Here is a 25,488-nt window from a genome sequence, read left to right on the forward strand (position 1 = left end):
CTACTTCTCCTGGAGTGCCGCCAGCGCCGGTTGGCGCGCGCAGCGTTCTTCGTGCATCGCGATCGCGGCATCGATCTGCCGCAGATATGCGCGTTCTTCGTACAGCGACTGGCGCGCTTCTTCTGGTGTGGTCGGGATGAAGCGCACGGCGCCGTTCAGCCGCACCTGCGCGAGCTTCCACATGTCGGCCTGGATCACGGCGCCGATCTTCGGATAGCCGCCCGTCGTCTGTGCGTCGCTCATCAGCACGATCGGCTGGCCGTTGGGCGGCACCTGGATCGTGCCCGGCAGCACCGCATGCGACAGCAGATCGGTCTTCTGTGTCCGTTTGAGCGCCACGCCCGCGAGGCGGTAGCCCATCCGGTTGCTGTTCGGCGTGACGAGCCATTCGTCGGACCAGAAGGTTTTCTGTGCTTCAGCGGTGAAGCTGTCGTACTCGGGGCCCGGCAGCACGCGGATCGGCACCGCCCACGGCACATTCGACGGATGACGTCCGCGCCGCAGCGGCTCGTTGACCAGCACGAACTTGCACCAGGCCGGCGCCTTCACGCCGAACTCGGGCGCGTCCGGGCTGAACCAGGAGCCGGGGCGCGTGAGCGGCGCGCCGACCGGCAGGCGGTCGCCGTCGCGCAGCGCGCGGCCGCCGAGACCGCCGAAGCCGGCGGCAAGATCGGTGCTGCGCGAGCCGAGCATCGGCAGCACGTCGATGCCGCCGGCGACGGCCACATAGCCGCGCATGCCGCGCTTCGCCGGCTGCAGCGCGAGTTCCTGGCCGGCCTGCACGGGCAGGCTCCACCATGAGTAGACCGGTTGGCCGTCGAGCGTCGCGCTGAAGTCTGTGCCGGTGATCGCGATCCGTGTCGCGCGCGCAAAGCGCAGCGTAACGGGGCCCAGGGTGATTTCGAGGCCGGCCGCGTCCGGCCGGTTGCCGACGAGGCGATTGCCGACTTCGAGCGACAGACGGTCGAGCGCGCCGCCCATCGACACGCCGAGATGCCGGTAGCCGTGCCGGCCGAGATCCTGAACCGTGGTCAGAAGACCCGCGCGGATGATGTCGATCATGCTTCCACCCCCGCGACGACGAAGCGTACCTGGTCGCCCGGTTGCAGCAGGGTGGGCGGCGTGCGCGCCGGATCGAAGAGCGGCAGGTGGGTGCGCCCGATCAGCTGCCAGCCGCCTGGCGAGTTCGCCGGATAGACCCCCGTCTGCGCGCCGCCGATCCCGACCGAGCCGGCCGGCACCTCGAGCCGTGGCTCCGCACGGCGCGGCGTATGCAGCTTTTCGTCGAGACCGCCCATGTAGGCGAAACCTGGCTGGAAGCCGAGAAAGAACACGATGTACTGGCCCGCCGCGTGCCGCTCGACGACTTCCTTGGGCGACAACCCTGTGTGCTTCGCGACGACTTCGAGGTCCGGCCCGGCTTCGCCGCCGTAGTGCACGGGAATGTCGACTTCGCGGCCGGGGGCGGGGGCGTCGCTGGCGGCGTCCCAGGCGGCGCGCAGCTGGGCGGCGAGCGCGTCGCGGTCGGCGGCGAGCGGATCGACGACCAGCGTCAGGTTGTTCATGCCGGGCACGACTTCGAGCACGTGCGGCCAGCCGCGCGCCGCCTGGGCGGCCGCCCAGACGCGCCGCTGGCAATCGAGCGTCGCAGGGGGCGCCGACTCGCAGACAAGCGCGTTGTCGCCCAATGGATAGATTCGTGGCTGGTTCATGAAAGACCTGGTTCGAGTCGGAAATCCGACCGCCCGCGCTGATGCGGAAAAGACAGCCGGTTTCGCGTCATGCAATCTGGATAGCCTACATTCTCAATAAATTATCTACAATTTATCAATAAGCGTTTTTGCCAGGCCCACATCGACGGGCCGGTGCCGTACACTTCCGGCACATTCCCAACCTGTATCGAGAACCTTCGCCATGTCGCGTCAGCCCACCAAGATCGTCTCCTCAGAACACCTCGTGTCTGAAACAAGCGCGGAGCTATCCGAGCTGGAGTACGCCCTTATCATGGCCGGCAACGCGTTCAACCGCTGGATGGTGCGCTGCATGTCGGCGGCGGGCGACAAGGACATGACCGCCATCGAAGTGTCGCTGCTGCACCACGTCAGCCATCGCGAGCGCCGCAAGAAACTGGCCGATATCTGCTTCGTGCTGAACATCGAGGACACGCACGTTGCGACCTATGCGTTGAAGAAGCTCGTAGCTAGAGGGTATGTAAAAAGCGAAAAGACCGGCAAGGAAGTGTTTTTCTCGGCAACCCAGGCGGGCCGCGACCTGTGCATGAAATATCGTGAGGTGAGGGAGAGTTGTCTGATCGCGACGCTGAAAGAGAGCGGCCTGACGAATCAGCAGATCGGTGACGCCGCGCAGTTGATGCGCAACGCCTCCGGGCTGTACGACACGGCGGCGCGCGCGGCGGCTTCGCTGTAGGGCGTGCTCAGGCTTTAGTCACGACCTGCGCGACCTTCGGGTAGCGGTCGACGTCGGTAACGATCGCGTCCAGCGGAATGTCGTGCGCTTCACGGTGCAGCGCGTCCGTGCGGCATGCTTCATAGGCGATGCCCACCGTCACCGGCCTTGTTTTGCCTGGCCATCTGGCCAGCGTGCGGTCGTAGTAACCGCCGCCATAACCCAGCCGGTAGCCGTCTTCATCGAAACCGACACAGGGGATCAGCAGCAGGTCGGGAATCACGGCGTGTCCCGAGTCCGGTTCCGGAATCCTGTGATGTCCGGTCCTCATCGTCATCTCCGGCGCCCATGCATGAAACGCAAGCGGCTCACCGACTGCGTGGATCACCGGCAATCCGGCCTGTCGTTGCGGATCGGACGCGAGCCATGCGGCAATCGCATCGCGCGCGTCGAACTCGCCTGCAAGCGGCCAGTAAAACCCCACGCAGGCAGGTTGATAGCGCACTAGCGTGTCGAGCACGTGACGTTTCAGCGCATCGTTTGCCGCCGGCTCGCGAGCCGCGTCAAGACGGGCTTCCAGCAGCGTTTTACGCAGTTCCTTTTTCGATTTTGGGATGGGGTTGCATGCTATGCTTGGGCTCAATTCGTGCTCCAGAAACAACGATGTCCAAACGCCTTTTTCGAGTATATCGCGCGGCCGGTTCGGCGCTGGCTGCTGCAGCACTCGTCGCATGTGGCACGGCCTCCGCCGTCCGCCCCATCCCGGTCTCCCAGCTGTCCCAGCTCTCCGACGCAGATCAGACCTTCATCCAGCTTCGCGAAGCCGCGCGTAATAATGATGCGCCGCGCGCCGCCCAGCTGGCGAGCATGATCCCGGATTATCCGGCGCCGGCGTATCTGGAGTATTTCCAGCTCAAGCCACAGCTCTTCGACAGTTCAGGCCATGCGCGCATCGACGCGCCCGACGCGCCGGTGCTGGCGTTCCTGCAAAAGTACGACGGCCAGGCCATCGCCGACCGCATGCGCAACGACTATCTGGTCGTGCTCGGCGCGCGCCACGACTGGCGCAACTTCGACGAGCAATACGCGCGCTTCGTGCTGAACGACGACACGCAGGTGAAGTGCTACGCGCTCGAATCGCGTGCGGCGCGCGGCGAAAATGTCGCCGATGCAGCACGCGCGTTGCTCGTCGATCCGAAGGTGTACGGCGACGGCTGCGTCGATCTGATCACGTCGCTCGCGATCAACCAGCAGTTCTCCACCGACGACGTCTGGCAGCAGATCCGTCTCGCGTACGAGCAAAACGACACCAACACCGGCAGCAGGCTGGTCGATGCGCTCGGCAACCGGCCGCCCGATCCGGTGTTGTTCAATCAGGCCGCGAATGCGCCGCCGCTGTTGCTCGCAGCGGGCGTCAGCGCCGATCCTCAGTCGCATCAGCTGGCGCTGCTGGCAATCACGCGCATGGCGCGCAACGATCCGGCGATGGCCGCCGCGACCTTCGGGTCGGTGGCGCCGTCGCTCACAGCGGCTGAACGCGGCATCGGCTGGGGCACGATCGCCTATCAGGCGGCGGCGAAGCAGATGCCGGCCGCCGTCGACTGGTATCGCCTGTCGGCGAACGCGCCGCTATCGAATCCTGCCTACGAATGGCGCACACGCACCGCGCTGCTCGCGGGTGACTGGACGATGGTGCGCTGGTCGATCGAGCAGATGCCGCCGTCGCTGCGCAACCAGCCGGCATGGGTTTACTGGCACGCGCGTGCGCTGAAGCAGAACGGCGACATCGTGCAGGCGAATCAGGAATTCGAGCAGATTGCGCAGGGCTACAACTTCTACGGCCAGCTGGCCGCCGAAGAACTCGGCCAGAAGATCACGGTGCCCCAGAAGACCACCGTGACGGACGCCGAAGTCGCACAGGCGGGCAACACGCCGGGCTTGCAGCTGGCGCAGCGGTTCTACGGGTTGAACCTGCGGCTCGAAGGCAATCGTGAGTGGAACTGGCCGCTGCGCAACATGACCGACCGCCAGTTGCTGGCTCTGGCCGAATACGCGCGCCGCATCGAGTTGTACGATCGCACCGTCAACACCGCCGACCGGACGAAGACCGAGCACGATTTCTCGCTGCGCTATCTGTCGCCGTTCCGCGATATCGTCGAGCGCGACGCGCAGGCGACTGGCCTCGACGTCGAATGGGCTTACGGGCTGATCCGCCAGGAATCGCGCTTCATCATGAACGCGCGTTCCGAAGTGGGCGCGAGCGGCTTGATGCAGTTGATGCCAGGCACCGCGCAACTGGTCGCGAAGAAGATCGGTCTTGGGCCCATCTCGCGTGCGCAGATGAACGACATCAACACCAATATCCTGCTCGGCACCAACTATCTATCGATGATCTACAATCAGTTCGATGGGTCTGCTGTACTCGCTACCGCTGGATACAACGCCGGTCCCGGCCGTCCGCGCGCATGGCGGGAGGGTTTGGCGCATCCGGTCGAGGGTGCGATTTTTGCGGAGACGATCCCGTTCCAGGAAACCCGCGACTACGTCAAGAATGTGTTGTCGAACACGGTCTACTACGCGGCATTGTTTGAAGGCCGTCCGCAATCGCTGAAGGCGCGTCTGGGCTACATCGCACCATAATTTCCAGCGCCCGCGCCACGCCGCCGCGCCTCATGCGGCGGCCGCCTCGCCAGCTGTTGCCGCGGCTTCCACAAGGGGAGTCGAAAATGCGACATCAAGCCATCGCGATCGTCGGCGGTTCAGGGTTTATTGGCAGTCATCTCGTGAACGCGCTTGTCGAACTCGGCAAGGACGTACGCATTGCCACCCGCCGACGCTACAACGCCCGTCATCTCACGCTATTGCCCATCGACGTGATCGAAACCGATGTGTTCGATCCGGTCGAACTCGCACGCTTTGTCGAGAACGCGGATGCGGTGATCAATCTGGTCGGCGTGCTGCATTCGAGCCGCGGCAATCCGTACGGCCCGGACTTTGCGAAAGCGCACGTCGAATTGCCGACGAAGATTGTCGCTGCCTGCGAAGGCAAGGGCGTGCATCGGCTGATCCATGTGAGCGCGATCGGCGCGGATCCGAAAGGGCCGAGCATGTACCTGCGCTCGAAGGGCGATGGCGAAAAGGCCGTGCGTCAGGCCGCGCTGGCGTCGACGATTTTCCGGCCGTCGGTGGTGTTCGGGCCCGAGGATGCGTTTCTCAACAAGTTTGCGTTCCTGCAACGCGTGTTTCCGGTGATTCCTCTCGCGATGCCGGATGCGAAGTTCCAGCCGGTGTTCGTCGGCGATGTGGCGAAGGCGATCGTCAACGTGCTCGATCTGGACGCCGCCGTTGGCCGTACGTACGAACTCGGCGGCCCGACCGTGTACACGCTCGAGCAACTGGTCAAGTTCTGCGGCGACACGATTGGCCGTCATGCGAAGATCGTACGCCTGCCGGAGGCGTTGGCGCGCCTGCAGGCGCTGACGTTCGAACTGGCGCCCGGCGAGCCGGTGATCACGCGCGACAACCTCGATTCGATGAAAGTAGACAGCGTGCTGAGCGGGCCGCTCGCGCCGGAACTCGGCATCGAGCCCGCCAGCATCGAAACGATCGCGCCGGTGTATCTGACGGGCGCGTCGATGCGTTCGCGGTTCAATACGTTCCGCGCGAATGCAGGCCGGTAAATCTGATTTTTTCACTCTCTCCTGGAAGCATGAAGCTCATCATTGGTGACAAGAATTATTCGTCGTGGTCGATGCGGCCGTGGCTGCTGCTGAAGCATTTCGGTATTCCCTTCGACGAAGTGCTGATCCCGCTCTACGAGGCGAACACGAAGGCCGCGATCCTGGAACATGCGCCTTCGGGGAAAGTACCGTGCCTCGTTGCCGATGACGGCTCATCCATGTGGGATTCGCTCGCGATCTGCGAGACGCTCGCCGAGCGTTTCCCCCAGCACGCGATGTGGCCGCGCGATCCGGTTGTCCGGGCACACGCGCGCAGTGTCAGCGCCGAAATGCATTCGGGCTTTGGCGATCTGCGTTCGAACATGTGGATGAATATCCGTGCATCGTTTCCCGGCAAGGGTGCGACGCCGGGTGCGCTGGCCGACGTCGCGCGTATCGATGCACTGTGGCGAGACTGCCTTGAAAGGCATGGCGGGCCGTTCCTGTTCGGCGAGTTCGGGATTGCCGACGCGATGTATGCGCCGGTCGCGATGCGATTCAATACCTGGCAGCCGGCTTTGTCGGAAGCGTCTGCCGCTTACGCCCAGCGCGTGACGGCGCATCCGGCGGTGCGCGCGTGGATCGACGATGCGCTGCGCGAGACGCATCGTGTGCCGGTTTACGACACCTGCGCATGAATATCTACGCGGTAGGCGGCGCGATCCGCGACGAACTGCTCGGCGCGCCGGTACAGGACCGTGATTACGTCGTTGTCGGTGCGACGCCCGAGCAGATGGTGGCGCAGGGATATCGGCCGGTGGGCAAGGATTTCCCGGTGTTTCTGCATCCCGACACGCACGAGGAATACGCGCTCGCGCGCACTGAGCGCAAGACTGCGGCGGGCTATCACGGCTTCCAGTTCTTCTATGCGCCGGACGTCACGCTCGAAGAGGACCTGGCGCGTCGCGATCTGACGATCAACGCGATGGCGCGCGAAGTCCGGCCGGATGGTGAGTTGACTGGCCCGGTGATCGATCCGTTCAACGGTCAGGCCGATCTGCGGGCGCGCGTGTTCCGGCATGTCAGCGATGCATTTCTCGAAGATCCGGTGCGGATACTGCGGGTGGCGCGGTTTGCGGCGCGCTTCGCCGACTTTACGGTGGCGCCGGAAACGCTGACGCTGATGCAGAAGATGGTCGCTGCGGGCGAGGTCGATGCGCTGGTGCCTGAGCGCGTATGGCAGGAAGTGTCACGCGGGTTGATGGAGAAAAAACCGTCGCGGATGTTCGAGGTGCTGCGTTCGTGTGGGGCGCTGGCGCGGGTGTTGCCGGAGATCGATGCGCTCTATGGAGTGCCGCAACGGGCGGACTATCACCCGGAGGTCGATACGGGCGTGCACGTGATGATGGTGGTGGATCATGCTGCCGCGCAAGGTTATGCGCTCGCGGTGCGGTTTGCGGCGTTGACGCACGACCTGGGGAAGGCGACGACGCCGGACGAAGTTTTACCGCGGCATATCGGGCATGAGGGGCGTAGCGTCGATTTGCTGAAGCCTTTGTGCGATCGCTTGAGAGTGCCGAATGAGTGCCGCGAGCTGGCGGTGCTCGTGGCGCGGGAGCATGGGAATATTCATCGCGTGATGGAGACCGGCGCAGCGGGGCTCGTGCGGTTGCTCGAACGGTGTGATGCTTTGCGCAAGCCTGCGCGGTTTGCTGAGGCGCTGCAGGCTTGCGAGGCCGATGCCCGTGGGCGCCTGGGGTTCGAGGCGCGGGAGTATCCGCAAGCTGAGCGGTTGAGAATGGCGCTGGTTGCTGCGCGGGCTGTTGATGCGGGGGCTGTTGCACAGCGGTTCGCCGGCAAGCCGGAAATGATCAAGGCTGCTGTGCAGCGAGAGCGCGTTCGCGCGGTTGCTGGTGCTCTGGGTGAGCAGGAGTGAGTTTTTGGTTGTTTGGCTGGTTTTGGTGCCTTTCCTTGTTTTGCTTCTGGTTTATTGGCGTTGCCCCTGTGCGGGGCGGCACCTACTTTTCTTTGTCTTGCCAAAGAAAAGTAGGCAAAAGAAAGGCGCCGAAAGCGCGTCTTTTCTCAATGTGTCGCTGACCGGGAATGGCAACCCATGAAGTGTCGCCCTCGCAGGGGACACGACATGGGTCCGACACCAGACCATCCCTCGCACAGTACCGCCCGTGACAAAGGGCTCATTCATCCCGCTCCGCACTGCGTGTGTCGCGGAGCGGTCTGAATCGCGATGGTATGCCTTCAGCTGTGGGGGGAATCACTGCGGCGCATTTGCATCGATGGGCGCGCATGTTCGCGGGTAGGGTGGACTGGATTGATCGACACCCCGATGCGATTGGCGTGCTCGTTGCGTGAAGCAGTCAATCCGCGGCATGGTGCGAGCATGCCGTCATCAGTGCGTGCAGCTATGCCTGAATGACTACGCGATCATGCGGCTTCGCGCGCGGCCCAATTTGCCCACGCGACTGCGCAATACGTGGAAACACAGTCACGAGAGGTTTCGCAGAAGGTGCTCTGCCGCACTGCGACGCTTCGCGAGCCGCTGCCGCCTCAAATGCCACAACGATGCAAGCCATTCCGCGACGCACACAGTGCGGAGCGGGATGAATGAGCCCTTTGTCACGGGCGGTACTGTGCGAAGGACGGTCTGGCATCGGACCCATGCCGCGTCCTTTGCGAGGGCGACACTTCATGGGTTGCCGTTCCCGGTCAGCGACACATTGAGAAAAGACGCGCTTTCGGCGCCTTTCTTTTGCCTACTTTTCTTTGGCAAGACAAAGAAAAGTAGGTGCCGCCCCGCACAGGGGCAACGCCAATAAACCAGAAGCAAAACAAGGAAAGGCAAAAAAACCAGCCCAAAACAAAAACCAGCCCAAAACAAAAAAACTCAAATCACCCGAGCAATTGCCGACAAAACCAAAGACAAAATCAGAGTAGACATAAAAGGAAACGAATACTCTTTCCCAAACACCCGAAGGGTAATATCCCCTGGCATCCGCCCGATGCCAATCTTCCTTAGCCAGGGCCAGCAACTGGAAAGAATCGCGACCGCGATAAAGGTAGTGAGCAGCCAGCGGATCATGACAATGACCTCAAAGCGAGTACGACCGGTCGCCGCGGGCAAACGCGGCAATCCCGTCATCGATTCCGCGCGAAAAAGCGATCACCTTGAACAACTCGCCCATCTCGGCTTCGGAGAGCAGCTTCTGCACAGCATTCGCCGCAGGCAAAAACCGCACGGCGTCTGAAGGATCGAGGCCAGCCAGCGCCTCGGTAATCCCGGCATTCAACAGAAACCGCGCCTGCGACGTATAGCCCAGCAGATCAGCACCCGTCTCGACTCCCGCTTCCGCCACGCCCGAAAACTCGACATGCGCCGTAATGTCCTGCAGCCCGGGATAAACAAACGGATCGCCATGCGCACGATGCCGGTAGTGACACATCAGCGTCCCCTGCGCCCGTTGCAGGTGGTAATACTCGTGCCGCGGGAAACCATAATCGATGAAGAATGCCGCACCTCGCGTCAGCATCGTGCAGATCGTGCGCGTGAACGCAAACGCGGCTTCATGCGTCTCCGTCACGTAATCGCCGTCCACTTCGATCGAGGCCAGAAACGCTGCATCTGCCGCCGCGCTCACCGGCCGGTCATCGAAAGCGATCGCGCCGTCGCGCCACGCCACACCGCGCTCGTGCCACGCGCCATCGACATGCGCAAAGAGCCGCACCGGCATCGCGTCCAGCACTTCATTGCCGACCACCACGCCTTCGAACTGCGTGGGCAGCGCATCCAGCCACCGCACGCGCCCAGCAAGCAGAGGCGCCTCGGCTTCGATCGTTTCGCGCTGGCGCTCGCGTAGTTCCCCGGACAGATCAACTATCGAATACGTCTCGAACTCCGTGCCCTGCGCCACGAGCGCACTCAACAGCCCCGCGGCAAGTTTCCCGGTGCCGGCGCCGAATTCCATCACGTGGCGCGTCCCGCTCGCCTCGAGCGCTTCCGCAACAGGGTGCGCCAGCGTCGCGGCAAAGAGCGGCGACAGTTCCGGCGCCGTCACGAAGTCGCTGCCGTCCTCGGCCCGGCGGCCAAACTTGATGGCTCCGCCGCTGTAATAACCCAGCCCGGGTGCGTAGAGCGCGCGCTCCATGTAGCGATCGAACGGCAGCCAGCCGCCATTTGATGCGATCTCCGCGCGGATCTGCGCGACCAGCGCTTCCGACTGCGCAAGCGCGGTTGGGCCGGGAGCAGGTAAACTATCGGGTTCGTGAGCTTTCGGATTCATCCGCATATTGTAAATGACCGCCTCTTCCGACACTCCCGCCGACAGCCGAAGCCAGGCCGCGCCCGCGCGCGTCGTGCTGATCACCGGCGCCGCCCGGCGGATCGGGCGCGCGCTGGCGCTCGGCTTCGCGGCGAAAGGGTGGGACGTGGCGGTGCATTTCGGCGCGTCACGAGAGCATGCTGACGAAGTGGTCGCTCAGATCGTCGCGCTCGGACGCCGGGCCGTGGCGCTGCACGCGGATCTAGCCGTCGAGGCGCAGGTCGCCCGGCTCGTGCCGGACTGTATGGCTGCGCTCGGCCGGCCGGCGTGCATTGTCAACAATGCGTCCCGGTTCGAGGAAGACACGGCGCAGGATGTCGGCTACGGGCGTCTCCTGAATCTGACGGCGATCAATCTGGGCGCGCCGCTGGTGCTCGCACGCATGCTCTATGAAGCGACGCCCGAAGCGGCTCGCAGCGACGAAACGCTGCGCGGGGTCGTCGTCAATGTGCTGGACCAGAAGCTGTACAACATGAATCCGGATTACCTGTCGTACACACTGTCGAAGGCCGCGCTGCAGACGGCGACCGTTGCGCTTGCCCAGGCGCTGGCGCCGAAGGTGCGCGTCGTCGGTCTGGCGCCGGGGCTCACGCTGCAATCGGCCGACCAGACGCCGGAAAGTTTTGCCGCGGCTCATCAGGTGACGCCGCTTGGCCGCGCGTCGCGGCCTGAGGATATCGTCGCTGCAGCGCTGTATCTCGCTGACGCAGCGGGCGTGACCGGAACGACGCTGGTCGTCGATGGCGGTCAGCACCTCGTGCCGCTGCCACGCGATGTAATGTTTTTGAAGGGCGCCTGAACGCGCGCGGCCGCCTTGTCTTGCCACGGCCCCCACGCGAAACGCCCCTTGCGTGCCTGCCACGCTTTTATCGACTGGAATGAACATGTTTGCCGCTCTCTCGCATCCCCGACTCGCCGATTGTCGCCGGCTCTTTCTGCGCAATTACGAAGTGCACATCAACATCGGCGTGCATGACTTCGAAAAGCGCGGCGAACAACGCGTCGTGATCAACGTCGAACTGTTCGTGCCGCTCGCCTTGTCGACGCCGGTCGCCGACAGGCTGAGCGAAGTCGTCGATTACGATTTCATGCGCTCGACCATCGCACGCCGTGTCGAGCAGGGCCATATTCACCTGCAGGAAACGCTGTGCGACGATCTCGTGAAAACGATGCTTGCGCATCCGCAGGTGCGCGCGGCTCGCGTGTCGACTGAGAAGCCGGACGTCTATCCGGATTGCGACGCGGTGGGCGTCGAAGTCTTCCGCATCAAGGAGGATTGAGCCATGAACGCTCCTGACATCCTTGGCGCCGCCGCTGCCGAAGCCACAGTAACCGATGCATCCGCCGAAGGCACGGGCCGCAAGGTTGCACTCACGCGCCGCGAGCAGAAAGACGCATACGAGAACAACAAGCTGTTCAAGCGGCTTGCACGTCTGGTCGGCCAGGCGATCGGCGACTACAACATGATCGAGGACGGCGACAAGGTGATGGTGTGCCTGTCGGGCGGCAAGGACAGCTACGCGATGCTCGACATCCTGATGCGCCTGCGCGAGCGTGCGCCGATCAACTTCGACATCGTGGCGGTCAATCTCGACCAGAAGCAGCCCGGCTTTCCGGAGCACGTGCTGCCGGAATACCTGACGCAGCTCGAGATCCCGTTCCACATCGAGAATCAGGACACGTACAGCATCGTCAAGCGCCTCGTGCCGGAAGGCAAGACGACGTGCTCGCTGTGTTCGCGTCTGCGGCGCGGCATCCTGTATCGCGTGGCCGGCGAACTCGGTGCGACGAAGATCGCGCTCGGCCATCACCGCGACGACATCCTGCAGACGCTGCTGCTGAACCTGTTCTACGGCGGCAAACTGAAGGGCATGCCGCCGAAGCTGCAATCCGACGACGGCAAGAACATCGTGATCCGTCCGCTTGCATACGTGAAGGAAACGGATCTGGAGAAATACGCCGAACTGCGCGAATTCCCGATCATTCCGTGCAACCTGTGCGGCAGCCAGCCGAACCTGAAGCGCGCGGAAATGAAAGCGCTGATCCGCGACTGGGACAAGCGTTTTCCGGGGCGCGTCGAGAACATGTTCAATGCATTGTCGAATGTCGTGCCGTCGCATCTGATGGATCACCAGCTTTTCCCGTTCGGCAGTCTGCGCGCGAGCGGTGAAGCCGATCCTCAAGGCGATATCGCATTCGACGAAGAACCGTGTTCGACCGGTGCAGGTGATGCGGCGACGCAGAATGCGTCAGCGCAAACGATTTCGATCGTGCAGTTTGACGATATCTAACCTCTCGAGTGACGCCGGAAGCCTTCTGCCGCAGGCTTCCGGGCGCTTTCGGCGCGGGCGTCTTCCTGAATTCGTCGAGGTGCCCATGCTAGAATCGAACGCTCCAAACTCGACCCCCTAGTCGGCGCCATGAACATTGTGATTTTGGCGGCAGGCACCGGTAAGCGCATGCGTTCTGCGCTGCCCAAGGTGCTGCATCCCCTGGCCGGCCGGCCGCTCCTGTCTCACGTCCTCGATACTGCGCGCACGCTTGAACCGACCCGGCTCGTCGTCGTGATCGGCCATGGCGCGGAAGCGGTGCGCGCGGCTGTAGCCGCACCCGATGTGCAGTTCGCGGTGCAGGAACAGCAACTCGGCACCGGACACGCGGTGCAGCAGGCGCTGCCGCTCCTCGACCCATCGGTGCCCACGCTCGTGCTCTACGGCGATGTGCCGCTCACGCGCGCCAGCACACTCAGGCGCCTGACCAACAAGGCAGGGCGGGGCGGTTACGGCGTCCTCACCGTGACGCTCGACGACCCGACCGGTTACGGCCGCATCGTGCGCGATGCAAACGGCAAGGTGCTGCGCATCGTCGAACAGAAAGACGCGACGCCTGACGAGCAGAAGATCGCCGAGATCAACACCGGCATCATCGTCACGCCAACCGCGCAGCTGACCGGCTGGCTCGCGTCGCTGAGGAACGACAATGCGCAGGGCGAGTATTACCTGACCGATGTCGTCGAACTCGCGATCGAGGCGGGTCTCGATGTCGTGACCGCGCAGCCGGACGAAGAGTGGGAAACGCTGGGCGTGAACAGCAAGCAGCAACTGGCCGAACTCGAGCGGATTCACCAGCACAATGTGGCTGAGGCGCTGCTGGTTGCGGGTGTGACGCTCGCCGATCCGGCGCGCATCGACGTGCGCGGCACGCTGGAGTGCGGGCGCGACGTGTCGATCGACGTCAACTGCGTGTTCGAAGGCAAGGTCACGCTCGCGGACAATGTGACGATCGGCCCGAACTGCGTGATCCGCAACGCGACGATCGGTGCAGGCACGCGCGTCGATGCCTATACGCATATCGAAGGCGCCGAAGTTGGCGCGCAGGTGGTGCTCGGGCCGTATGCGCGGCTGCGCCCCGGCGCGACATTGAAGGACGAGTCGCACGTGGGCAACTTCGTCGAGGTGAAGAACGCGGTGCTCGGTCACGGCTCGAAAGCGAATCACCTCACGTACATCGGCGATTCCGATATCGGAGCCAGAGTGAACATCGGTGCGGGCACGATCACGTGCAACTACGACGGTGCGAACAAGTTCCGTACGATTATCGAAGACGATGTGTTCGTCGGCTCGGATACGCAGCTAGTGGCGCCGGTGCGAATCGGGCGCGGCGTGACGATCGCGGCGGGCACGACGGTATGGAAGGACGTCGAAGAAGGTCTTCTCGTGCTGAACGAAAAGACGCAGGTCGGCAAGACCGGCTACGTCCGCCCGACCAAGAAGAAGAGCTGAAGGCAGCCGGGCGCGCGCCCGGCGCTCCAAACCTGCAAAGGACCAAGAATCTATGTGCGGCATTGTCGGCGCAGTTGCGCAACGTAATATCGTCCCCGTCCTGATCGAAGGACTGCGTCGCCTCGAATATCGCGGCTACGATTCCTGCGGCGTCGCCGTGCTGGCGAAGGGCGAGCCGCGTCGCGCGCGCAGCGTCGCGCGTGTCGCCGATCTCGACGAGCAGGTGCGCGAAACGCATCTGGAAGGCGTCACGGGCATTGCGCACACGCGCTGGGCGACGCACGGCGCGCCGGTGACAGATAACGCACACCCGATCTTCTCGCGCGATGCGCTCGCGCTCGTGCATAACGGCATCATCGAAAACTACGAGTCCCTGCGCGAAATGCTGCGCGGCAAGGGCTACGAGTTCGTCTCGCAGACCGATACCGAAGTGATCGCGCACCTGATTCACAGCCTTTATCGCGGCGACCTGTTCGCGGCGGTACGCGAGGCCGTGAAGCAGCTGCATGGCGCGTATGCCATTGCCGTCGAACACAAGGACCAGCCGCATACGGTCGTCGGTGCGCGACAGGGTTCGCCGCTGGTGGTGGGGCTCGGCGAGGGTGAGAACTTCCTCGCTTCCGACGCGCTGGCGCTGGCGGGCAGCACCGATCGTTTCATCTTTCTCGAAGAGGGCGACGTCTGCGAGCTGACGCTCGAACGCGTGCGCATCGCCGATCGCGACGGCACGGACGTGCAGCGCGAAGTGCGCACGGTCACGGCATATGGCGGCGCGGTCGAACTTGGGCCGTATCGTCACTTCATGCAGAAGGAAATCTTCGAGCAGCCGCGCGCGATCGGCGACACGATCCCGAAAGCCGATGCCTTCGACGCCTCGCTCTTTGGCGAAGGTGCCGCGAAGGCGTTCGGCGAAATCGACAACCTGCTGATTCTGGCGTGCGGCACGAGTTATTACTCGGGGCTGACGGCGAAGTACTGGCTCGAGTCTGTCGCGAAGATCCGCACGCAGGTGGAGATTGCCAGCGAATACCGGTATCGCGACTCGGTGCCGGACCCGAAGTCGCTGGTGGTGGTGATTTCGCAGTCGGGCGAGACGGCGGATACGCTGGCTGCGCTCAAGCACGCGCAATCGCTTGGCCACAGGCACACGCTGGCCGTGTGCAACGTCGGCACGAGCGCGATGGTGCGCCTGACCGAACTGTCGTTCCTCACGCATGCGGGACGGGAGATCGGCGTGGCGTCGACGAAGGCGTTCACCACGCAGCTCGTCGCACTGTTCATCCTCGCGGCGACGCTTGGCAAGATTCGCGGGCATGTGAGCGTGTCGCAGGAAGCGGACTATATCCGCCAGCTGCGTCACCTGCCGGCGGCGTTGAATAGTGTGCTTGCGCTGGAGCCGCAGATCATCGCGTGGTCGGAAGAGTTCTCGCGCAAGGAAAATGCGCTGTTCCTCGGGCGCGGACTGCACTATCCGATCGCACTGGAAGGCGCACTGAAGCTGAAGGAAATTTCATACATCCACGCCGAAGCCTATCCGGCCGGTGAACTGAAGCACGGGCCGCTCGCGCTGGTGACCGAGGCGATGCCGGTGGTGACGGTCGCGCCGAACGATACGCTGCTCGAGAAGTTGAAGTCAAACATTCAGGAAGTGCGGGCGCGCGGCGGTCAGCTTTATGTGTTCGCGGATGCGGATACGCGGATCATCAATGAGGACGGCATACACGTGATCCGGATGCCGGAGCACTACGGGTTGCTGTCGCCGATTCTGCACGTGGTGCCGCTGCAGTTGCTGGCCTATCACACGGCGTGTGCGCGTGGGACCGATGTGGACAAGCCGAGGAATCTGGCGAAGTCGGTCACTGTTGAATGAAGTAAGGTGACTGCGCGACTTGTGTGTGTGCTGAGTTGCATTAATTTCGGTGACGAGGCATCGATTTAGTTTTGGTTACGGGGGCTGTGACCAGCCGCGCTGCCTTACCTGACAAGGCGTAACCAGAACTAAAGTCAAAGGGGCGCTGGAGCATTTTTTCAGCGCCCTTTTTTGCAATTGCACCTCAGATTTCTGGATTCGCGTAGGCTGGTCTGTTACGCCTTGATGTCGCGAGGCACTCAACACTCGTGTCGTCCACGTGGCTTCTTTTTATGGCTCTATCGGGCCAATCAGCCGGCGACGTCAACCGTTAGCCCGGCGCTCCGCAGACCTTAATTCAGAAGTCACTTCGCACGCACCGTGTGAGCTTGCTGATTCGGGGCGCATGCGCTGCCCCCTTTCATCCAGACGGAGCGGGGGACGCGCTTGAGAGGAAACCACGCCCCGGGCCCGTCGGGGAGCAGTACAACTGCTTACAAATCTCGTTGCCGCCAGGTGCACCGGTTCGTCGGCTGCGGCGTTCTTGCTGATACACATCAACGGAGCGCGACATGAGCACCAACTTGACTTCCAGTTCACCGCAGCGCAGTCGCATTCACCCTCTGGTCGCGGGTGCGGCCGTGGCGGTCATCCTGGCCAGCGCCACGGGTATCGCGGCGATGACCGGACTTCTTCCGACGTCCCGCGCGGTGACTGCGCCTCCGACGCAAGCTGTAGCGGCCGCCGCCCCAGTCGCCAGCGCGCCGGTCACTTCGCCGCAACCGTACGTTGAACAACGCGCGACGCAGGACGCGCCAGCCCAGCCGCGCGTCCGTCATCACCGTAGCGCTCCGGTTGAGCAGGCTCCGAGGTATGCGAACAACGATACCTATCAAAGTCAGGCTCAACCCGCTCCAAGGCCAGTAGCAGTTGACCCGAATGCCGGGGAGGTTGTCGCCGTCAACGCAGTCCAGGAATCCGAGCCGACGACGGGGCTCGGAGCCGTAGGCGGCGCTGTCGCCGGCGGGCTGTTGGGAAATCAGGTCGGTGGGGGACGTGGTCGAGTTTTGGCAACGATTGCTGGCGCAGTTGGTGGCGGGCTCGCGGGCAATGGTATAGAGCATGCGGTGCGCAAGGCGACGAGCTATCAGGTGCAGGTCAGGATGCAGGATGGCAGCTACCGGAATTTCACGTACTCGACGCAGCCGACGGTCCAGGTCGGCGAACGCGTCCATGTCTCGGGCGACTCCCTGACCGCGTCGTAATCGTTATCGGAACCGGCAGTACCTCACAGTGGGTTACTGCCGGTTACAGAATTGACATTTCAGCCGCACCTGCTTTCGCGCGCCACCTCTAAAATCCGCGTCGTCCGCCAATGTCTGGCACCCGCCAGAAGTGAGCAGGGCAGGAGAATTCCATGAAACGCGCTACCCTTTTTCTGGCGGTGGGCCTTTCCGCTACGTGCGCATCCAGCGCGGCTCTCGCTCATGCGGACATCGGAGTGTTTCTGGGTGTTCCGGGCCCCGTCTATGTCGCACCACCGCCGGTCGTGTACGAGGCGCCGCCAGTGGTCTACGCGCCAGCCCCGGTCTATGGCTACGGTTACCGCTATGAAGGGGATTACGACGAGCGCAGGTGGCATGACCACGGTCGCCACCGTGGATGGGAACACCATCATCATGGTGACGATGACGACTGATTCACCGATGGCTGCGCCCGATAGCGACTGTATGCTCGCGGACGAGTTTCGACGCACCCAAATCGGGTGTTCATCCTGTCAGCGCAAGCTCAAGCGCGTTCGAATTCCTCCTTGATGCGCGTTCGTCGGCATTGACCAGGCCGTCATTTGCCGCCGTGTTTCGCCTGCCATCTCTGCATAAAGCCAATTTCGTCGTGCTGGGCGTTGATGATATTTGTGGCCAACCGCTACAGCTCGGGGTCCTTGCCATATTTCAGTTCAATCTTTGCCATCTCGATGGCGCCCTGATGATGGGGAATCATGTGGGACACGAAATCCTTATCGGCGTCTCCCGTGCCGAAAACTACCTCGGCGCATAGACAGTCAGGTCGACACCGTGCTGCCTGGTGACGTGTATCGCCGCACTGATGAGGAACGTGGCAAAGGACGCCACGCCAAGGGAAGAAGCGTCCCTCTGCCGTTGAACAAGGGGAGCGAAACTGTAAGACCGGAGGTGTAGATGACTTCTGGGGCTCGGGCCCGGCGGGTGCGGTCCCGTAAAGCAAATTATTTTAAAAGCTTCGATACCGAAGCTGACCTCGCGTGCGCAAACATCGTTCGCGACACGAGCCGTCGTTTCGGCCTGGTAACTCTTTGATTTATCGAGGATGTTTGGCCGTAAACAGAATTGTCGACTACCCCGTATATCGAACTGATCCAACGGAGCGTGTGCGCGCCACCGTAGTGCATCGTCGAGGACTGCGTCCGCGATCCCTTCCGGCGCCGCAACGGTTCTACAATGCATGCCATTCGATGCTACGTAGCCTGCGTTTTCCGATCATGTCCATCCCGTTTTCCAAAGTCACCGCCGCGACGCTGCTGCTGGGACTCGTCGCGCTGACGGGCTGCTCCAGCACGCCACAGCCGAAGTTCCAGCAGGAGCAGTTCGACACGGGCGCGAGCCCCTACGCGCGCAATTTCAACGCGAGCAGCACCGACACCTGCGAAGCGGCGCGTCGCGCACTGCTGAGCCAGGGGTATATGACGACGATGACCCGCACCGACACCGTCGACGGTACGAAGAATTTCCAGCCGAGTGGCGATTCGCATGTCGTGGTGGAATTTCACGTCGTCTGTACGCCGGGCGAAGAGGCGAGCGATACGAGCATCGTCTATGTGAATGCGGTGCAGAACGGCTTTGCACTGAAGAAGAGCGATACGTCGGCGAGCGTCGGGCTCAGCGTGCTCGGTTCGCTGTCGTTGCCGATTCGCTCGAATAGCGATGCGATGGTGAAGATTTCGAGCGAGACCATTCCATCGGGCAAATTCTATGACCGCTTCTTCGGCCTTGTGGATCACTATCTCCATACGGTGGTGCGCACGTCGCCGGTCGCACCGAACAATGTCGTGAGCCGCGTGATTCCGCCCGATCCGGTCAACGTGATTCCGGCCGATCCGGCCAACGCGGCTCCGGCCGATCCAATCAGCGCAATGGCGACCGATCACGCTGACGCGACGACGGCAGCGAGTGACGCCTCGGTCAATCGATAACCTGTAAGCGCTCGCAGCGTCGGAATCGGACGGTTCCCACGCTGCCCAAAGGCGACGTTACGCCAGCGCGGCTGGCGCGCCTATTGGCCTCGCTCGTTCAGAGCCGTTGGCGGCAGACGCGCGCGAAAGGCGTCCAGCGCGCCCAAATGCTATTTATCAGGGGCGGCATCGGCTGCCTTGCGCGGGCGACGGCTGCGGGTAGCGGTCTTGCGCGCCGTTTTGGCCGCCTTCGCTTTCGGGGCCGGTTGATCGGCTTGCGGCGGCGGCTCCAGCGGTTCCACCTGCGCCGCCTGTGCGGTTTCTGCAGACGCCCACACTGCCACTTCAGTCAGCACTTCTGCTACTTCCCTGGCTTCTTCGGGCGTAGTCGCTTTTGCTTTTTTCTTCTCCGACGGCTTGCGGCTTCCGCGACCCTTGCGGCGCGTTGCAACGGGTTCCGCCGCCACTTCCGGTTCGGTCGACACTTCCGGCGCAACAACTTCGGGTGCAGGCTCTTCCGGCGCGGCCTGCTTCGGCCCGGCCTGCCTCGGCGCGGACTGCCTTGACGCGGGAGCGCGCTCGCTCACCGGTTCGGCACGAGACGCGCCGACGGTCGGGCGATAGACATAGGTGCCCGATTTTTCGTCACGGCCGACTTCCAGCAGACCGCGCGCCTGTGCCTCTTCAAGCAGATTGCCGAAGGCGCGAAAGCCGTAGTACGACTCGCTGAAATCGGGCTTGCGGCGCTTGATCGCGTCCTTGAGGGCGGAGGCCCACACCTTGCCGCTGTCGCCGCGTTCGGTGACGAGGGCATCGAAAGTCTGCACGGCCATTTCGATGGCTTCGAGCCGGCGCGCCTCCAGTTCTTCCTTGCGACGCCTTTCTTCATCGGGCGAGCGTCTTGCGGCCGGCTGGGTTTCGCGCGTCTCGCGTTTGGCCACCGCACGCTGACTTTCACGCGCGAGGTCGTCATAGAAGATGAATTCGTCGCAATTGGCGATCAGCAGGTCGGACGTCGATTGCTTGACGCCCACGCCGATCACCTGTTTCGCGTTCTCGCGCAGCTTCGATACGAGTGGCGAGAAATCGGAGTCGCCGCTGATGATGACGAACGTGTTGACGTGCGACTTCGTATAGCAGAGATCGAGCGCGTCGACGACGAGCCGAATGTCGGCCGAGTTTTTGCCGGACTGGCGCACATGCGGAATCTCGATCAGTTCGAAGTTCGCTTCATGCATCGCGGCCTTGAAGCCCTTGTAACGCTCCCAGTCGCAGTACGCCTTCTTGACGACAATGCTGCCCTTGAGCAGCAGACGTTCAAGCACGAGCTTGATATCGAACTGATCGTACTTTGCATCGCGCACGCCGAGTGCGACGTTTTCGAAATCACAGAACAGCGCCATGCTGAGCGTGTCACTGGCTGAAGTCATATCTTTGTTCTCGCGTGAGAGTTCGGCCGCATGCAGGTATAACCCGCAGCATAACGGTCTTTTTACCGCGGAAGAGACAGCTGGGCGCCGCCTACCGCAGCCCGATCGACGACGAAGCCTGCCTCCGGCTTTCCCAGGCCGGCATCACCTGACACACGATCAGGCCCGCGAGCATCAGGCCGCATCCCACGAGCGAGCGCGACGACAGCGTCTCTCCCAGCACCAGCCAGCCGGCCAGCGCGGCGAATACGCCTTCCATGCTGAAGATCACTGCCGCATGCGCGGGCGCGGCATCTTTCTGTGCGACTACCTGAATCGTGTACGCAATGCCAACCGACAGCGCGCCGCCATAGATGATCGTCGGCGCGGCCCGAACAATATCGGCCAGACGCAACGGCTCGCATACGACGCCGACGGCGAGACACACCACGCCGCACGTGACGAACTGCACGAGCGCGAGCTTGAGCGGATCGTGCCGGCGCGCGAACCGGCTCACGAGCATCACCTGCGCCGAAATCACGAACGCCCCGGCAAGCTGGTACCAGTCGCCATCGAGAATCACGAATTGCTCGTTGACGCTCAGGAAATACATGCCGAGCGCGGCAAGCAGTGCACCGAGCCATGTTCCGGTAGCCGTCTGATGCCGCATCAGTACGCCCAGCAGCGGGACGATCACGACATAGAGCGAGCTGATGAAGCCGGCATTGGCGATCTTCGTGTATTGCAGGCCAATCTGCTGCATCGAGATGGCGGCGGCGAGCAGCAGACCAAGCACCGCGCCCGACATCAAAAGGGCGTGCGAGCCGCCAGTCGCGCCGGCAGCGGGGCTTGGGTCCGCGATACGGGCGCGCGCCGGACGCAGGCACGCGAGCAGAACCGTCACGACAGCCGCGCCGAGCAGAAAGCGCAGTCCGGTGAACAGGAACGGCCCGATCGCGTCGAGGCTAAGGCGTTGCGCGACGAAGGCGGAGCCCCAGATCAGGGCGGCAAGCAGCATCAACAGGTTGGCGCGAAGATGTTTGCGGGTATCGGATTTCAAACGAACGATTCTCTCGGTGTGGGTTTCTGACGGCTCGTTCCCCTGGAGACGCCAGCCTGGCTCAGGCTCACGGCCGGTGGACAGCGAATGACCACGCTCCGGTCAGGCCGCCCCGGCTGGATAACCGCGTCGGATCGCGTCACATGATACGCGGGCGCGCCGCATGCGATGGCAAACACGCCGGACTTCGTGGAAAACGCTGAGTCGATCTGCGTTCCGTTCGCGCGATAATCGCGCGACACGGGCGCACCGCAGGGGCGCTTTGATCCCGCACAGGTGGAGACGATGGACGACAAGGACTGGATTGCCGGGGCCGCGAAGGCACTCGCGATCATCGAGGCATTCGACGAAGAACACGCCCGCATGACGCCGACGATGGTAGCCGGACGGGCGGCGCTTTCGCGCACGGCTGCGCGCCGCTACCTGCTGACGCTGCACGAACTGGGTTATGTCGATACCGACGGCAAGCTGTTCTGGCTTGCGCCGCGTGTGCTGCGGCTCGGTCAGTCGTATCTGGATTCCGCGCGCCTGCCGCGCACCGTACAACCGTTCCTTCAGCGGATCACGGGGGTGGTGCAGGAAAGCGCGCTCGTTGCGATTCTCGATGAGGACGACGTCGTGTACGTCGCACGCAACGGCGTGAATCGCGCGACCGCGGTCGGCTTCGTGCTTGGCTCACGGGTGCCGGCGCCGTTGTCGTCGGCGGGGCTGGTGTTGCTGGCGGCGCGCGCGCCCGAAGAGATCGAGCAATGGCTCGCGTCGTATCAGATCAAGGTGTTCACGCCGTACACGTACGCCAGCATCGACCAGCTTCGCGACGTGCTGAAAGACGCCCGCCGCAATGGCTACGTCGTCACCGACCAGCAGCTGGAACTCGGCATGCGCGGCGTGGCCGTGCCGCTGCGCGACCGGCACGGCAACATCGTTGCGTCCATCAGTGTCAGCATGTCGATCGGTCAGGAGTCGCAGAACGGCGCATTGCACCGCGTGCTGCCCGTGCTTCAGGAAACCGCGAGCCTGCTGCGAAATCTCGTCTGAACAAAGGCTATGGCGCGCTGTTCAGGCCGGCAGAAAATGCTTAAAAGTCGATTGAAAGCTTAAGGAAAGGAACGTGTCTCCCGGAAAATACATATCGACTTTTATGGGATGACAAACCGCCTACGGTGCGTGATACTCCCCGCGGGGAACTTCCTGGCGACGCCGTCGTTCAGCGTTTTTCACCGTGTTGTCCTTATTCATTCACATTGATCAAGTCGTTCAGGTTTGGGGAATAACTCACTATGAAGAAGATCATCGCCTCGCTCGTCGCAGCCTCGTTCGCACTCGTGTCGTTTCAGGCTTTTGCACAAGACGCTTCCGCACCGGCAGCTGCCAGCGCAGCCAAGCCGAAGCACACGCACAAGCAACTGAAGACGCACGGCAAGAAGGCTCATGTTTCGGAAGCCGCATCGGCAGCCGGCACGAACGACAAGGGCACGCAGAACTAAGCGTTGCTTTGTGCAGGCGGACAGGCCGGAAATGGTCTCGTCTGTCAGCGAAAAAGCCAGGGTGTATGCCCTGGCTTTTTTGTTTGTGCGGCGGTGCTTTCGCCGCGGTGGCCGTCGCCTTCAGCGGCGCTCATCCGCACCAGGGCGGCTCTTGCCGGAGTCAGGCGTCGGCTGCGAGGCCGCGCTTCAGCACTTCGGTGAGGAGGCCGGTCATGCCGTCAGGATGCGCCGCGGCCCGCTCTTTGAGCTGGTCCACCAGTTCCGCGTTCAGCTTGCACGCGAACGGCACGAGGCCTTGCTCCTGATCGAGCTTGCGCTGCGCGCGGCGGTCGAGTGCCGGCTGCGCGGCAGGCTTGCCGAAACGCTCGGCAGTGGCCTTTTTCATGTCGTTTGTCAGCTTGAGCGCCTTGTTCTTCTCAAGGTCGGTTTTTTTCATCGCCATGCGTTCGTGCCTCTGCGGAAATAGGAATAGGTCAACAATCCTGCATTGTACGCATCGCGCGGCGCACACCCGCCGCAGCGGGTCACGCGGGATCGGGCGACGCGTCTGCTCGCCGTTCGCCCGCAACCTGGTCCATCAACGCCCGCATCCGTTGCCAGTGGGTGCCTTCCCAGAACACGCGCTGGCAGATGTCGCAGGTGACGAAGCGTTTGTGCCGCTCGAGCACGCCTTCCGGTGCCCGGCCGATCACTTCGTCTCTGGCAATGCGCCGCAGCGGCGCGTTGCACGCGAGGCACAGTCGGAACGGCTGCGCGCTGCCCGCCAGATCGAGCCGGTCGAATATCTCGCGCAGCTGCTGTTCCGGTTTCAGCGCGCGGACATAGCAGCCGTGCGTAATCGTGCGACGTTTCAGTAATTCACGGTCGCGCGTGAGCACGATGCGATGTTCGCTGGCGGCAAGCGCTTCGATGTCTTCGTCGGGATAGTGGTTGTCGTAGAGCGTGTCGAAACCTGCGAGCCGCAGCAACTGGGCGAGGCCGCCAAGGTGCGCGTCGGCGATGAAGCGCGTGACGCGTAGCGGCTTTTCGCGCACGCGCAGCAGTGGCTGGATATCGAGCGATTCGAACTTCGGATAGACGGCGACGCGATCGCCATCCGCCAGCGGATGCTCGAAGCCGACCGATTCGCCATTCACCAGGATCAGCTCGACTTCGGTATGCGGCACGCCGAGTGCCTCGATCATGTGCTTCGCCGTGGCGTCGCGCGCGCAGACGCAACTGAACGAACTGCGGCGCAGCGGCCGCGCGATAAAGTCGTTCAGCTCTTCGTAAAACCGGAATGTCGCCGTGACCATCGCACCAGTATCGCACCGCGCGCGGTGGTGTGCTGTTATGCACGTGTCGCACGGCTGTGGTCTACTTCCGTTTCATTCAGGACGGAGGAGGTCCAGCATGGACATCGGATTTATCGGGCTCGGCGAGATGGGCGCCGTGATGGTTGCAAACATTCTGAAAGCCGGCCACAGCGTGCGGGTGTGGAACCGCTCGCCGGAACGCGCGCAGGCGCTTGCCGCTCAGGGCGCGCAGGTGGTCGCCACGCCGGCCGCAGCCTTTACCGGCGACGCGGTGTTCTCGATGCTCGCGGACGACGACGCGGTCCGCGCGGTGATCGACGCCCGCCTGCTGGAAAGCGCGCCGCGCGGCCTGATTCACGTGAACATGGCGACGATTTCGGTCGCGCTCGCGGAATCGCTCGCGCACGCGCACGCGGAGCGCGGCCTGAACTACGTGGCGGCGCCGGTGCTCGGCCGGCCGGACGTGGCTGCCGCCGCGAAGCTGACGATCGTTGCAGCCGGTCCCGCCGAGGCGATCGACCGCGTGCAGCCGGTTTTCGACGCGATCGGCCAGAAGACCTGGCGGATCGGCTCGCTGCCGCAGCAGGCGAACGTGATGAAGCTGGCGGTGAATTTCATGCTGGCTTCGGCGGTCGAGACGCTCGGCGAGGCGTCCGCGCTGCTGACCGGGCACGGCGTCGCGACGCAGGATTTCCTCGACGTGATCACGAACAGCGTGTTTCCGGGACCGGTGTATCAGGGGTACGGGAAGATGATTGCCGAGCAGCGTTATGAGCCGGCGCTCTTCAAGGCGCGGCTTGGACTGAAGGACGTGCGGCTTGCGCTGGCGGCGGCTGATACCGTGTCCACACCGTTACCGGTGGCAAGCGTGGTGCGCGACAGCCTGCTCGAAGCCGTCGCGCACGGCGACGGGGACAAGGATTTCGCGGTGCTGGGGCAGGTCGCGGCGCGTCGGGCCGGGCGCTGAAGTGTCCTGCTGGGGGAGTCGGCTAACCCGTT

At 63.2% G+C, this 25,488-nt stretch carries 25 protein-coding genes and 1 pseudogene; 16 read left to right on the forward strand and 10 right to left on the reverse strand.

The window, feature by feature from the left end; translation table 11 throughout:
• On the reverse strand, positions 1-1,062 hold the full coding sequence (locus P3T23_RS06190) for a biotin-dependent carboxyltransferase family protein (protein WP_429315289.1): 1,062 nt from the start codon (positions 1,060-1,062) through the stop codon (positions 1-3).
• Positions 1,059-1,712 carry a 5-oxoprolinase subunit PxpB gene (pxpB, locus tag P3T23_RS06195; protein ID WP_429315290.1) on the reverse strand — a complete coding sequence of 218 codons (654 nt, stop codon included), beginning with the start codon at positions 1,710-1,712 and terminating at the stop codon, positions 1,059-1,061. Before pxpB ends, P3T23_RS06190 begins: the two co-directional genes overlap by 4 nt.
• A 202-nt stretch (positions 1,713-1,914) precedes the next feature.
• Here pxpB and P3T23_RS06200 point away from each other — a divergent pair, with 202 nt between their 5' ends.
• Positions 1,915-2,427 (forward strand): winged helix DNA-binding protein, encoded by a 513-nt coding sequence (locus tag P3T23_RS06200; RefSeq protein WP_429315291.1) that lies wholly within the window; start codon positions 1,915-1,917, stop codon positions 2,425-2,427.
• A gap of 7 nt (positions 2,428-2,434) precedes the next feature.
• Here the strand turns inward: P3T23_RS06200 and P3T23_RS06205 are convergent, their stop codons facing one another.
• Positions 2,435-3,049 carry a 5-formyltetrahydrofolate cyclo-ligase gene (locus P3T23_RS06205; RefSeq protein WP_429315292.1) on the reverse strand — a complete coding sequence of 205 codons (615 nt, stop codon included), beginning with the start codon at positions 3,047-3,049 and terminating at the stop codon, positions 2,435-2,437.
• Between the two features lie 20 nt (positions 3,050-3,069).
• Here P3T23_RS06205 and P3T23_RS06210 point away from each other — a divergent pair, with 20 nt between their 5' ends.
• The 4 genes from P3T23_RS06210 to P3T23_RS06225 all read left to right on the forward strand — a co-directional run bounded on the left by P3T23_RS06210 (position 3,070) and on the right by P3T23_RS06225 (position 8,001).
• On the forward strand, positions 3,070-5,046 hold the full coding sequence (locus tag P3T23_RS06210; RefSeq protein WP_429315293.1) for a transglycosylase SLT domain-containing protein: 1,977 nt from the start codon (positions 3,070-3,072) through the stop codon (positions 5,044-5,046).
• A gap of 86 nt (positions 5,047-5,132) precedes the next feature.
• Positions 5,133-6,086 (forward strand): complex I NDUFA9 subunit family protein, encoded by a 954-nt coding sequence (locus P3T23_RS06215; RefSeq protein WP_429315294.1) that lies wholly within the window; start codon positions 5,133-5,135, stop codon positions 6,084-6,086.
• 29 nt (positions 6,087-6,115) lie between these two features.
• Positions 6,116-6,763 (forward strand): glutathione S-transferase family protein, encoded by a 648-nt coding sequence (locus tag P3T23_RS06220; protein WP_429315295.1) that lies wholly within the window; start codon positions 6,116-6,118, stop codon positions 6,761-6,763.
• Positions 6,760-8,001: a multifunctional CCA addition/repair protein gene (locus P3T23_RS06225; protein ID WP_429315296.1), complete on the forward strand. Its 1,242-nt coding sequence runs from the start codon at positions 6,760-6,762 to the stop codon at positions 7,999-8,001. Before P3T23_RS06220 ends, P3T23_RS06225 begins: the two co-directional genes overlap by 4 nt.
• Positions 8,002-8,967: 966 nt before the next feature.
• On the opposite strand, the gene P3T23_RS06230 is transcribed toward P3T23_RS06225, so the two are convergent.
• Together P3T23_RS06230 and P3T23_RS06235 are read right to left on the reverse strand one after the other, a co-directional pair.
• Positions 8,968-9,162 (reverse strand): DUF2905 domain-containing protein, encoded by a 195-nt coding sequence (locus P3T23_RS06230; protein WP_429315297.1) that lies wholly within the window; start codon positions 9,160-9,162, stop codon positions 8,968-8,970.
• Between the two features lie 10 nt (positions 9,163-9,172).
• Entirely contained in the window at positions 9,173-10,360 is a 1,188-nt protein-coding gene (locus P3T23_RS06235; RefSeq protein WP_429315298.1) for a class I SAM-dependent methyltransferase, read from the reverse strand.
• A gap of 13 nt (positions 10,361-10,373) precedes the next feature.
• On the opposite strand from P3T23_RS06235, the gene P3T23_RS06240 reads away from it, so the two are divergent.
• The 7 genes from P3T23_RS06240 to P3T23_RS06270 all read left to right on the forward strand — a co-directional run bounded on the left by P3T23_RS06240 (position 10,374) and on the right by P3T23_RS06270 (position 17,729).
• A complete protein-coding gene (locus P3T23_RS06240; protein WP_429315299.1) occupies positions 10,374-11,198 on the forward strand; it encodes an SDR family oxidoreductase in 825 nt (274 codons plus the stop codon).
• A gap of 85 nt (positions 11,199-11,283) precedes the next feature.
• Entirely contained in the window at positions 11,284-11,679 is a 396-nt protein-coding gene (locus tag P3T23_RS06245) for a dihydroneopterin aldolase (protein ID WP_429315300.1), read from the forward strand.
• A gap of 3 nt (positions 11,680-11,682) precedes the next feature.
• Complete coding sequence (gene ttcA / locus P3T23_RS06250; RefSeq protein ID WP_429315301.1) at positions 11,683-12,690, forward strand: tRNA 2-thiocytidine(32) synthetase TtcA; 1,008 nt, start codon at positions 11,683-11,685, stop codon at positions 12,688-12,690.
• 129 nt (positions 12,691-12,819) lie between these two features.
• On the forward strand, positions 12,820-14,181 hold the full coding sequence (glmU, locus tag P3T23_RS06255) for a bifunctional UDP-N-acetylglucosamine diphosphorylase/glucosamine-1-phosphate N-acetyltransferase GlmU (protein ID WP_429315302.1): 1,362 nt from the start codon (positions 12,820-12,822) through the stop codon (positions 14,179-14,181).
• 52 nt (positions 14,182-14,233) lie between these two features.
• Positions 14,234-16,051 carry a glutamine--fructose-6-phosphate transaminase (isomerizing) gene (gene glmS, locus P3T23_RS06260; RefSeq protein WP_429315303.1) on the forward strand — a complete coding sequence of 606 codons (1,818 nt, stop codon included), beginning with the start codon at positions 14,234-14,236 and terminating at the stop codon, positions 16,049-16,051.
• 551 nt (positions 16,052-16,602) lie between these two features.
• A complete protein-coding gene (locus P3T23_RS06265) occupies positions 16,603-17,295 on the forward strand; it encodes a glycine zipper 2TM domain-containing protein (protein WP_429315304.1) in 693 nt (230 codons plus the stop codon).
• Between the two features lie 152 nt (positions 17,296-17,447).
• Entirely contained in the window at positions 17,448-17,729 is a 282-nt protein-coding gene (locus P3T23_RS06270; protein WP_429315305.1) for a hypothetical protein, read from the forward strand.
• A gap of 143 nt (positions 17,730-17,872) precedes the next feature.
• Here P3T23_RS06270 and copM read toward each other — a convergent pair.
• Positions 17,873-18,064: pseudogene (gene copM / locus P3T23_RS06275) on the reverse strand (CopM family metallochaperone); the annotation flags it as partial.
• Between the two features lie 484 nt (positions 18,065-18,548).
• Between copM and P3T23_RS06280 the strand changes: the two are divergent.
• The gene (locus P3T23_RS06280; protein WP_429315306.1) at positions 18,549-19,259 is read left to right on the forward strand and encodes a DUF2242 domain-containing protein; all 711 of its coding nucleotides are present in this window, start codon (positions 18,549-18,551) and stop codon (positions 19,257-19,259) included.
• 149 nt (positions 19,260-19,408) lie between these two features.
• Here P3T23_RS06280 and P3T23_RS06285 read toward each other — a convergent pair whose 3' ends face one another.
• Positions 19,409-20,668, reverse strand: coding sequence for an NYN domain-containing protein (locus P3T23_RS06285; protein WP_429315307.1), 1,260 nt, complete (start codon positions 20,666-20,668; stop codon positions 19,409-19,411).
• Between the two features lie 91 nt (positions 20,669-20,759).
• A complete protein-coding gene (locus P3T23_RS06290; protein WP_429315308.1) occupies positions 20,760-21,707 on the reverse strand; it encodes a DMT family transporter in 948 nt (315 codons plus the stop codon).
• A gap of 285 nt (positions 21,708-21,992) precedes the next feature.
• Here P3T23_RS06290 and P3T23_RS06295 point away from each other — a divergent pair, with 285 nt between their 5' ends.
• Together P3T23_RS06295 and P3T23_RS06300 are read left to right on the forward strand one after the other, a co-directional pair.
• A complete protein-coding gene (locus P3T23_RS06295) occupies positions 21,993-22,745 on the forward strand; it encodes an IclR family transcriptional regulator domain-containing protein (RefSeq protein ID WP_429315309.1) in 753 nt (250 codons plus the stop codon).
• 242 nt (positions 22,746-22,987) lie between these two features.
• Entirely contained in the window at positions 22,988-23,194 is a 207-nt protein-coding gene (locus P3T23_RS06300) for a hypothetical protein (protein ID WP_429315310.1), read from the forward strand.
• 160 nt (positions 23,195-23,354) lie between these two features.
• On the opposite strand, the gene P3T23_RS06305 is transcribed toward P3T23_RS06300, so the two are convergent.
• Positions 23,355-23,636 carry a hypothetical protein gene (locus tag P3T23_RS06305; protein WP_429315311.1) on the reverse strand — a complete coding sequence of 94 codons (282 nt, stop codon included), beginning with the start codon at positions 23,634-23,636 and terminating at the stop codon, positions 23,355-23,357.
• 82 nt (positions 23,637-23,718) lie between these two features.
• A complete protein-coding gene (locus tag P3T23_RS06310) occupies positions 23,719-24,489 on the reverse strand; it encodes a Mut7-C RNAse domain-containing protein (RefSeq protein ID WP_429315312.1) in 771 nt (256 codons plus the stop codon).
• Between the two features lie 37 nt (positions 24,490-24,526).
• On the opposite strand from P3T23_RS06310, the gene P3T23_RS06315 reads away from it, so the two are divergent.
• Positions 24,527-25,456: an NAD(P)-dependent oxidoreductase gene (locus tag P3T23_RS06315; RefSeq protein ID WP_429315313.1), complete on the forward strand. Its 930-nt coding sequence runs from the start codon at positions 24,527-24,529 to the stop codon at positions 25,454-25,456.
• Positions 25,457-25,488: the final 32 nt, after the last annotated feature.

Source organism: Paraburkholderia sp. GAS448 (genome assembly GCF_050435685.1).
Taxonomy (GTDB): domain Bacteria; phylum Pseudomonadota; class Gammaproteobacteria; order Burkholderiales; family Burkholderiaceae; genus Paraburkholderia.

What these genes read in the sequence shown, in the direction of transcription:
- P3T23_RS06315 (WP_429315313.1), top strand. Translation starts at nt 24,527, where the DNA reads ATGCACGTGTCGCACGGCTGTGGTCTACTTCCGTTTCATTCAGGACGG.
- P3T23_RS06245 (WP_429315300.1), top strand. Translation starts at nt 11,284, where the DNA reads ATGTTTGCCGCTCTCTCGCATCCCCGACTCGCCGATTGTCGCCGGCTC.
- pxpB (WP_429315290.1), bottom strand. Translation starts at nt 1,712, where the DNA reads ATGAACCAGCCACGAATCTATCCATTGGGCGACAACGCGCTTGTCTGC.
- P3T23_RS06210 (WP_429315293.1), top strand. Translation starts at nt 3,070, where the DNA reads ATGTCCAAACGCCTTTTTCGAGTATATCGCGCGGCCGGTTCGGCGCTG.
- P3T23_RS06220 (WP_429315295.1), top strand. Translation starts at nt 6,116, where the DNA reads ATGAAGCTCATCATTGGTGACAAGAATTATTCGTCGTGGTCGATGCGG.
- P3T23_RS06215 (WP_429315294.1), top strand. Translation starts at nt 5,133, where the DNA reads ATGCGACATCAAGCCATCGCGATCGTCGGCGGTTCAGGGTTTATTGGC.
- P3T23_RS06280 (WP_429315306.1), top strand. Translation starts at nt 18,549, where the DNA reads ATGTCCATCCCGTTTTCCAAAGTCACCGCCGCGACGCTGCTGCTGGGA.
- P3T23_RS06225 (WP_429315296.1), top strand. Translation starts at nt 6,760, where the DNA reads ATGAATATCTACGCGGTAGGCGGCGCGATCCGCGACGAACTGCTCGGC.
- P3T23_RS06295 (WP_429315309.1), top strand. Translation starts at nt 21,993, where the DNA reads ATGGACGACAAGGACTGGATTGCCGGGGCCGCGAAGGCACTCGCGATC.
- P3T23_RS06265 (WP_429315304.1), top strand. Translation starts at nt 16,603, where the DNA reads ATGAGCACCAACTTGACTTCCAGTTCACCGCAGCGCAGTCGCATTCAC.
- glmU (WP_429315302.1), top strand. Translation starts at nt 12,820, where the DNA reads ATGAACATTGTGATTTTGGCGGCAGGCACCGGTAAGCGCATGCGTTCT.
- P3T23_RS06235 (WP_429315298.1), bottom strand. Translation starts at nt 10,360, where the DNA reads ATGAATCCGAAAGCTCACGAACCCGATAGTTTACCTGCTCCCGGCCCA.
- P3T23_RS06190 (WP_429315289.1), bottom strand. Translation starts at nt 1,062, where the DNA reads ATGATCGACATCATCCGCGCGGGTCTTCTGACCACGGTTCAGGATCTC.
- P3T23_RS06270 (WP_429315305.1), top strand. Translation starts at nt 17,448, where the DNA reads ATGAAACGCGCTACCCTTTTTCTGGCGGTGGGCCTTTCCGCTACGTGC.
- P3T23_RS06305 (WP_429315311.1), bottom strand. Translation starts at nt 23,636, where the DNA reads ATGGCGATGAAAAAAACCGACCTTGAGAAGAACAAGGCGCTCAAGCTG.
- ttcA (WP_429315301.1), top strand. Translation starts at nt 11,683, where the DNA reads ATGAACGCTCCTGACATCCTTGGCGCCGCCGCTGCCGAAGCCACAGTA.
- P3T23_RS06200 (WP_429315291.1), top strand. Translation starts at nt 1,915, where the DNA reads ATGTCGCGTCAGCCCACCAAGATCGTCTCCTCAGAACACCTCGTGTCT.
- glmS (WP_429315303.1), top strand. Translation starts at nt 14,234, where the DNA reads ATGTGCGGCATTGTCGGCGCAGTTGCGCAACGTAATATCGTCCCCGTC.
- P3T23_RS06230 (WP_429315297.1), bottom strand. Translation starts at nt 9,162, where the DNA reads ATGATCCGCTGGCTGCTCACTACCTTTATCGCGGTCGCGATTCTTTCC.
- P3T23_RS06300 (WP_429315310.1), top strand. Translation starts at nt 22,988, where the DNA reads ATGAAGAAGATCATCGCCTCGCTCGTCGCAGCCTCGTTCGCACTCGTG.
- P3T23_RS06285 (WP_429315307.1), bottom strand. Translation starts at nt 20,668, where the DNA reads ATGACTTCAGCCAGTGACACGCTCAGCATGGCGCTGTTCTGTGATTTC.
- P3T23_RS06310 (WP_429315312.1), bottom strand. Translation starts at nt 24,489, where the DNA reads ATGGTCACGGCGACATTCCGGTTTTACGAAGAGCTGAACGACTTTATC.
- P3T23_RS06240 (WP_429315299.1), top strand. Translation starts at nt 10,374, where the DNA reads ATGACCGCCTCTTCCGACACTCCCGCCGACAGCCGAAGCCAGGCCGCG.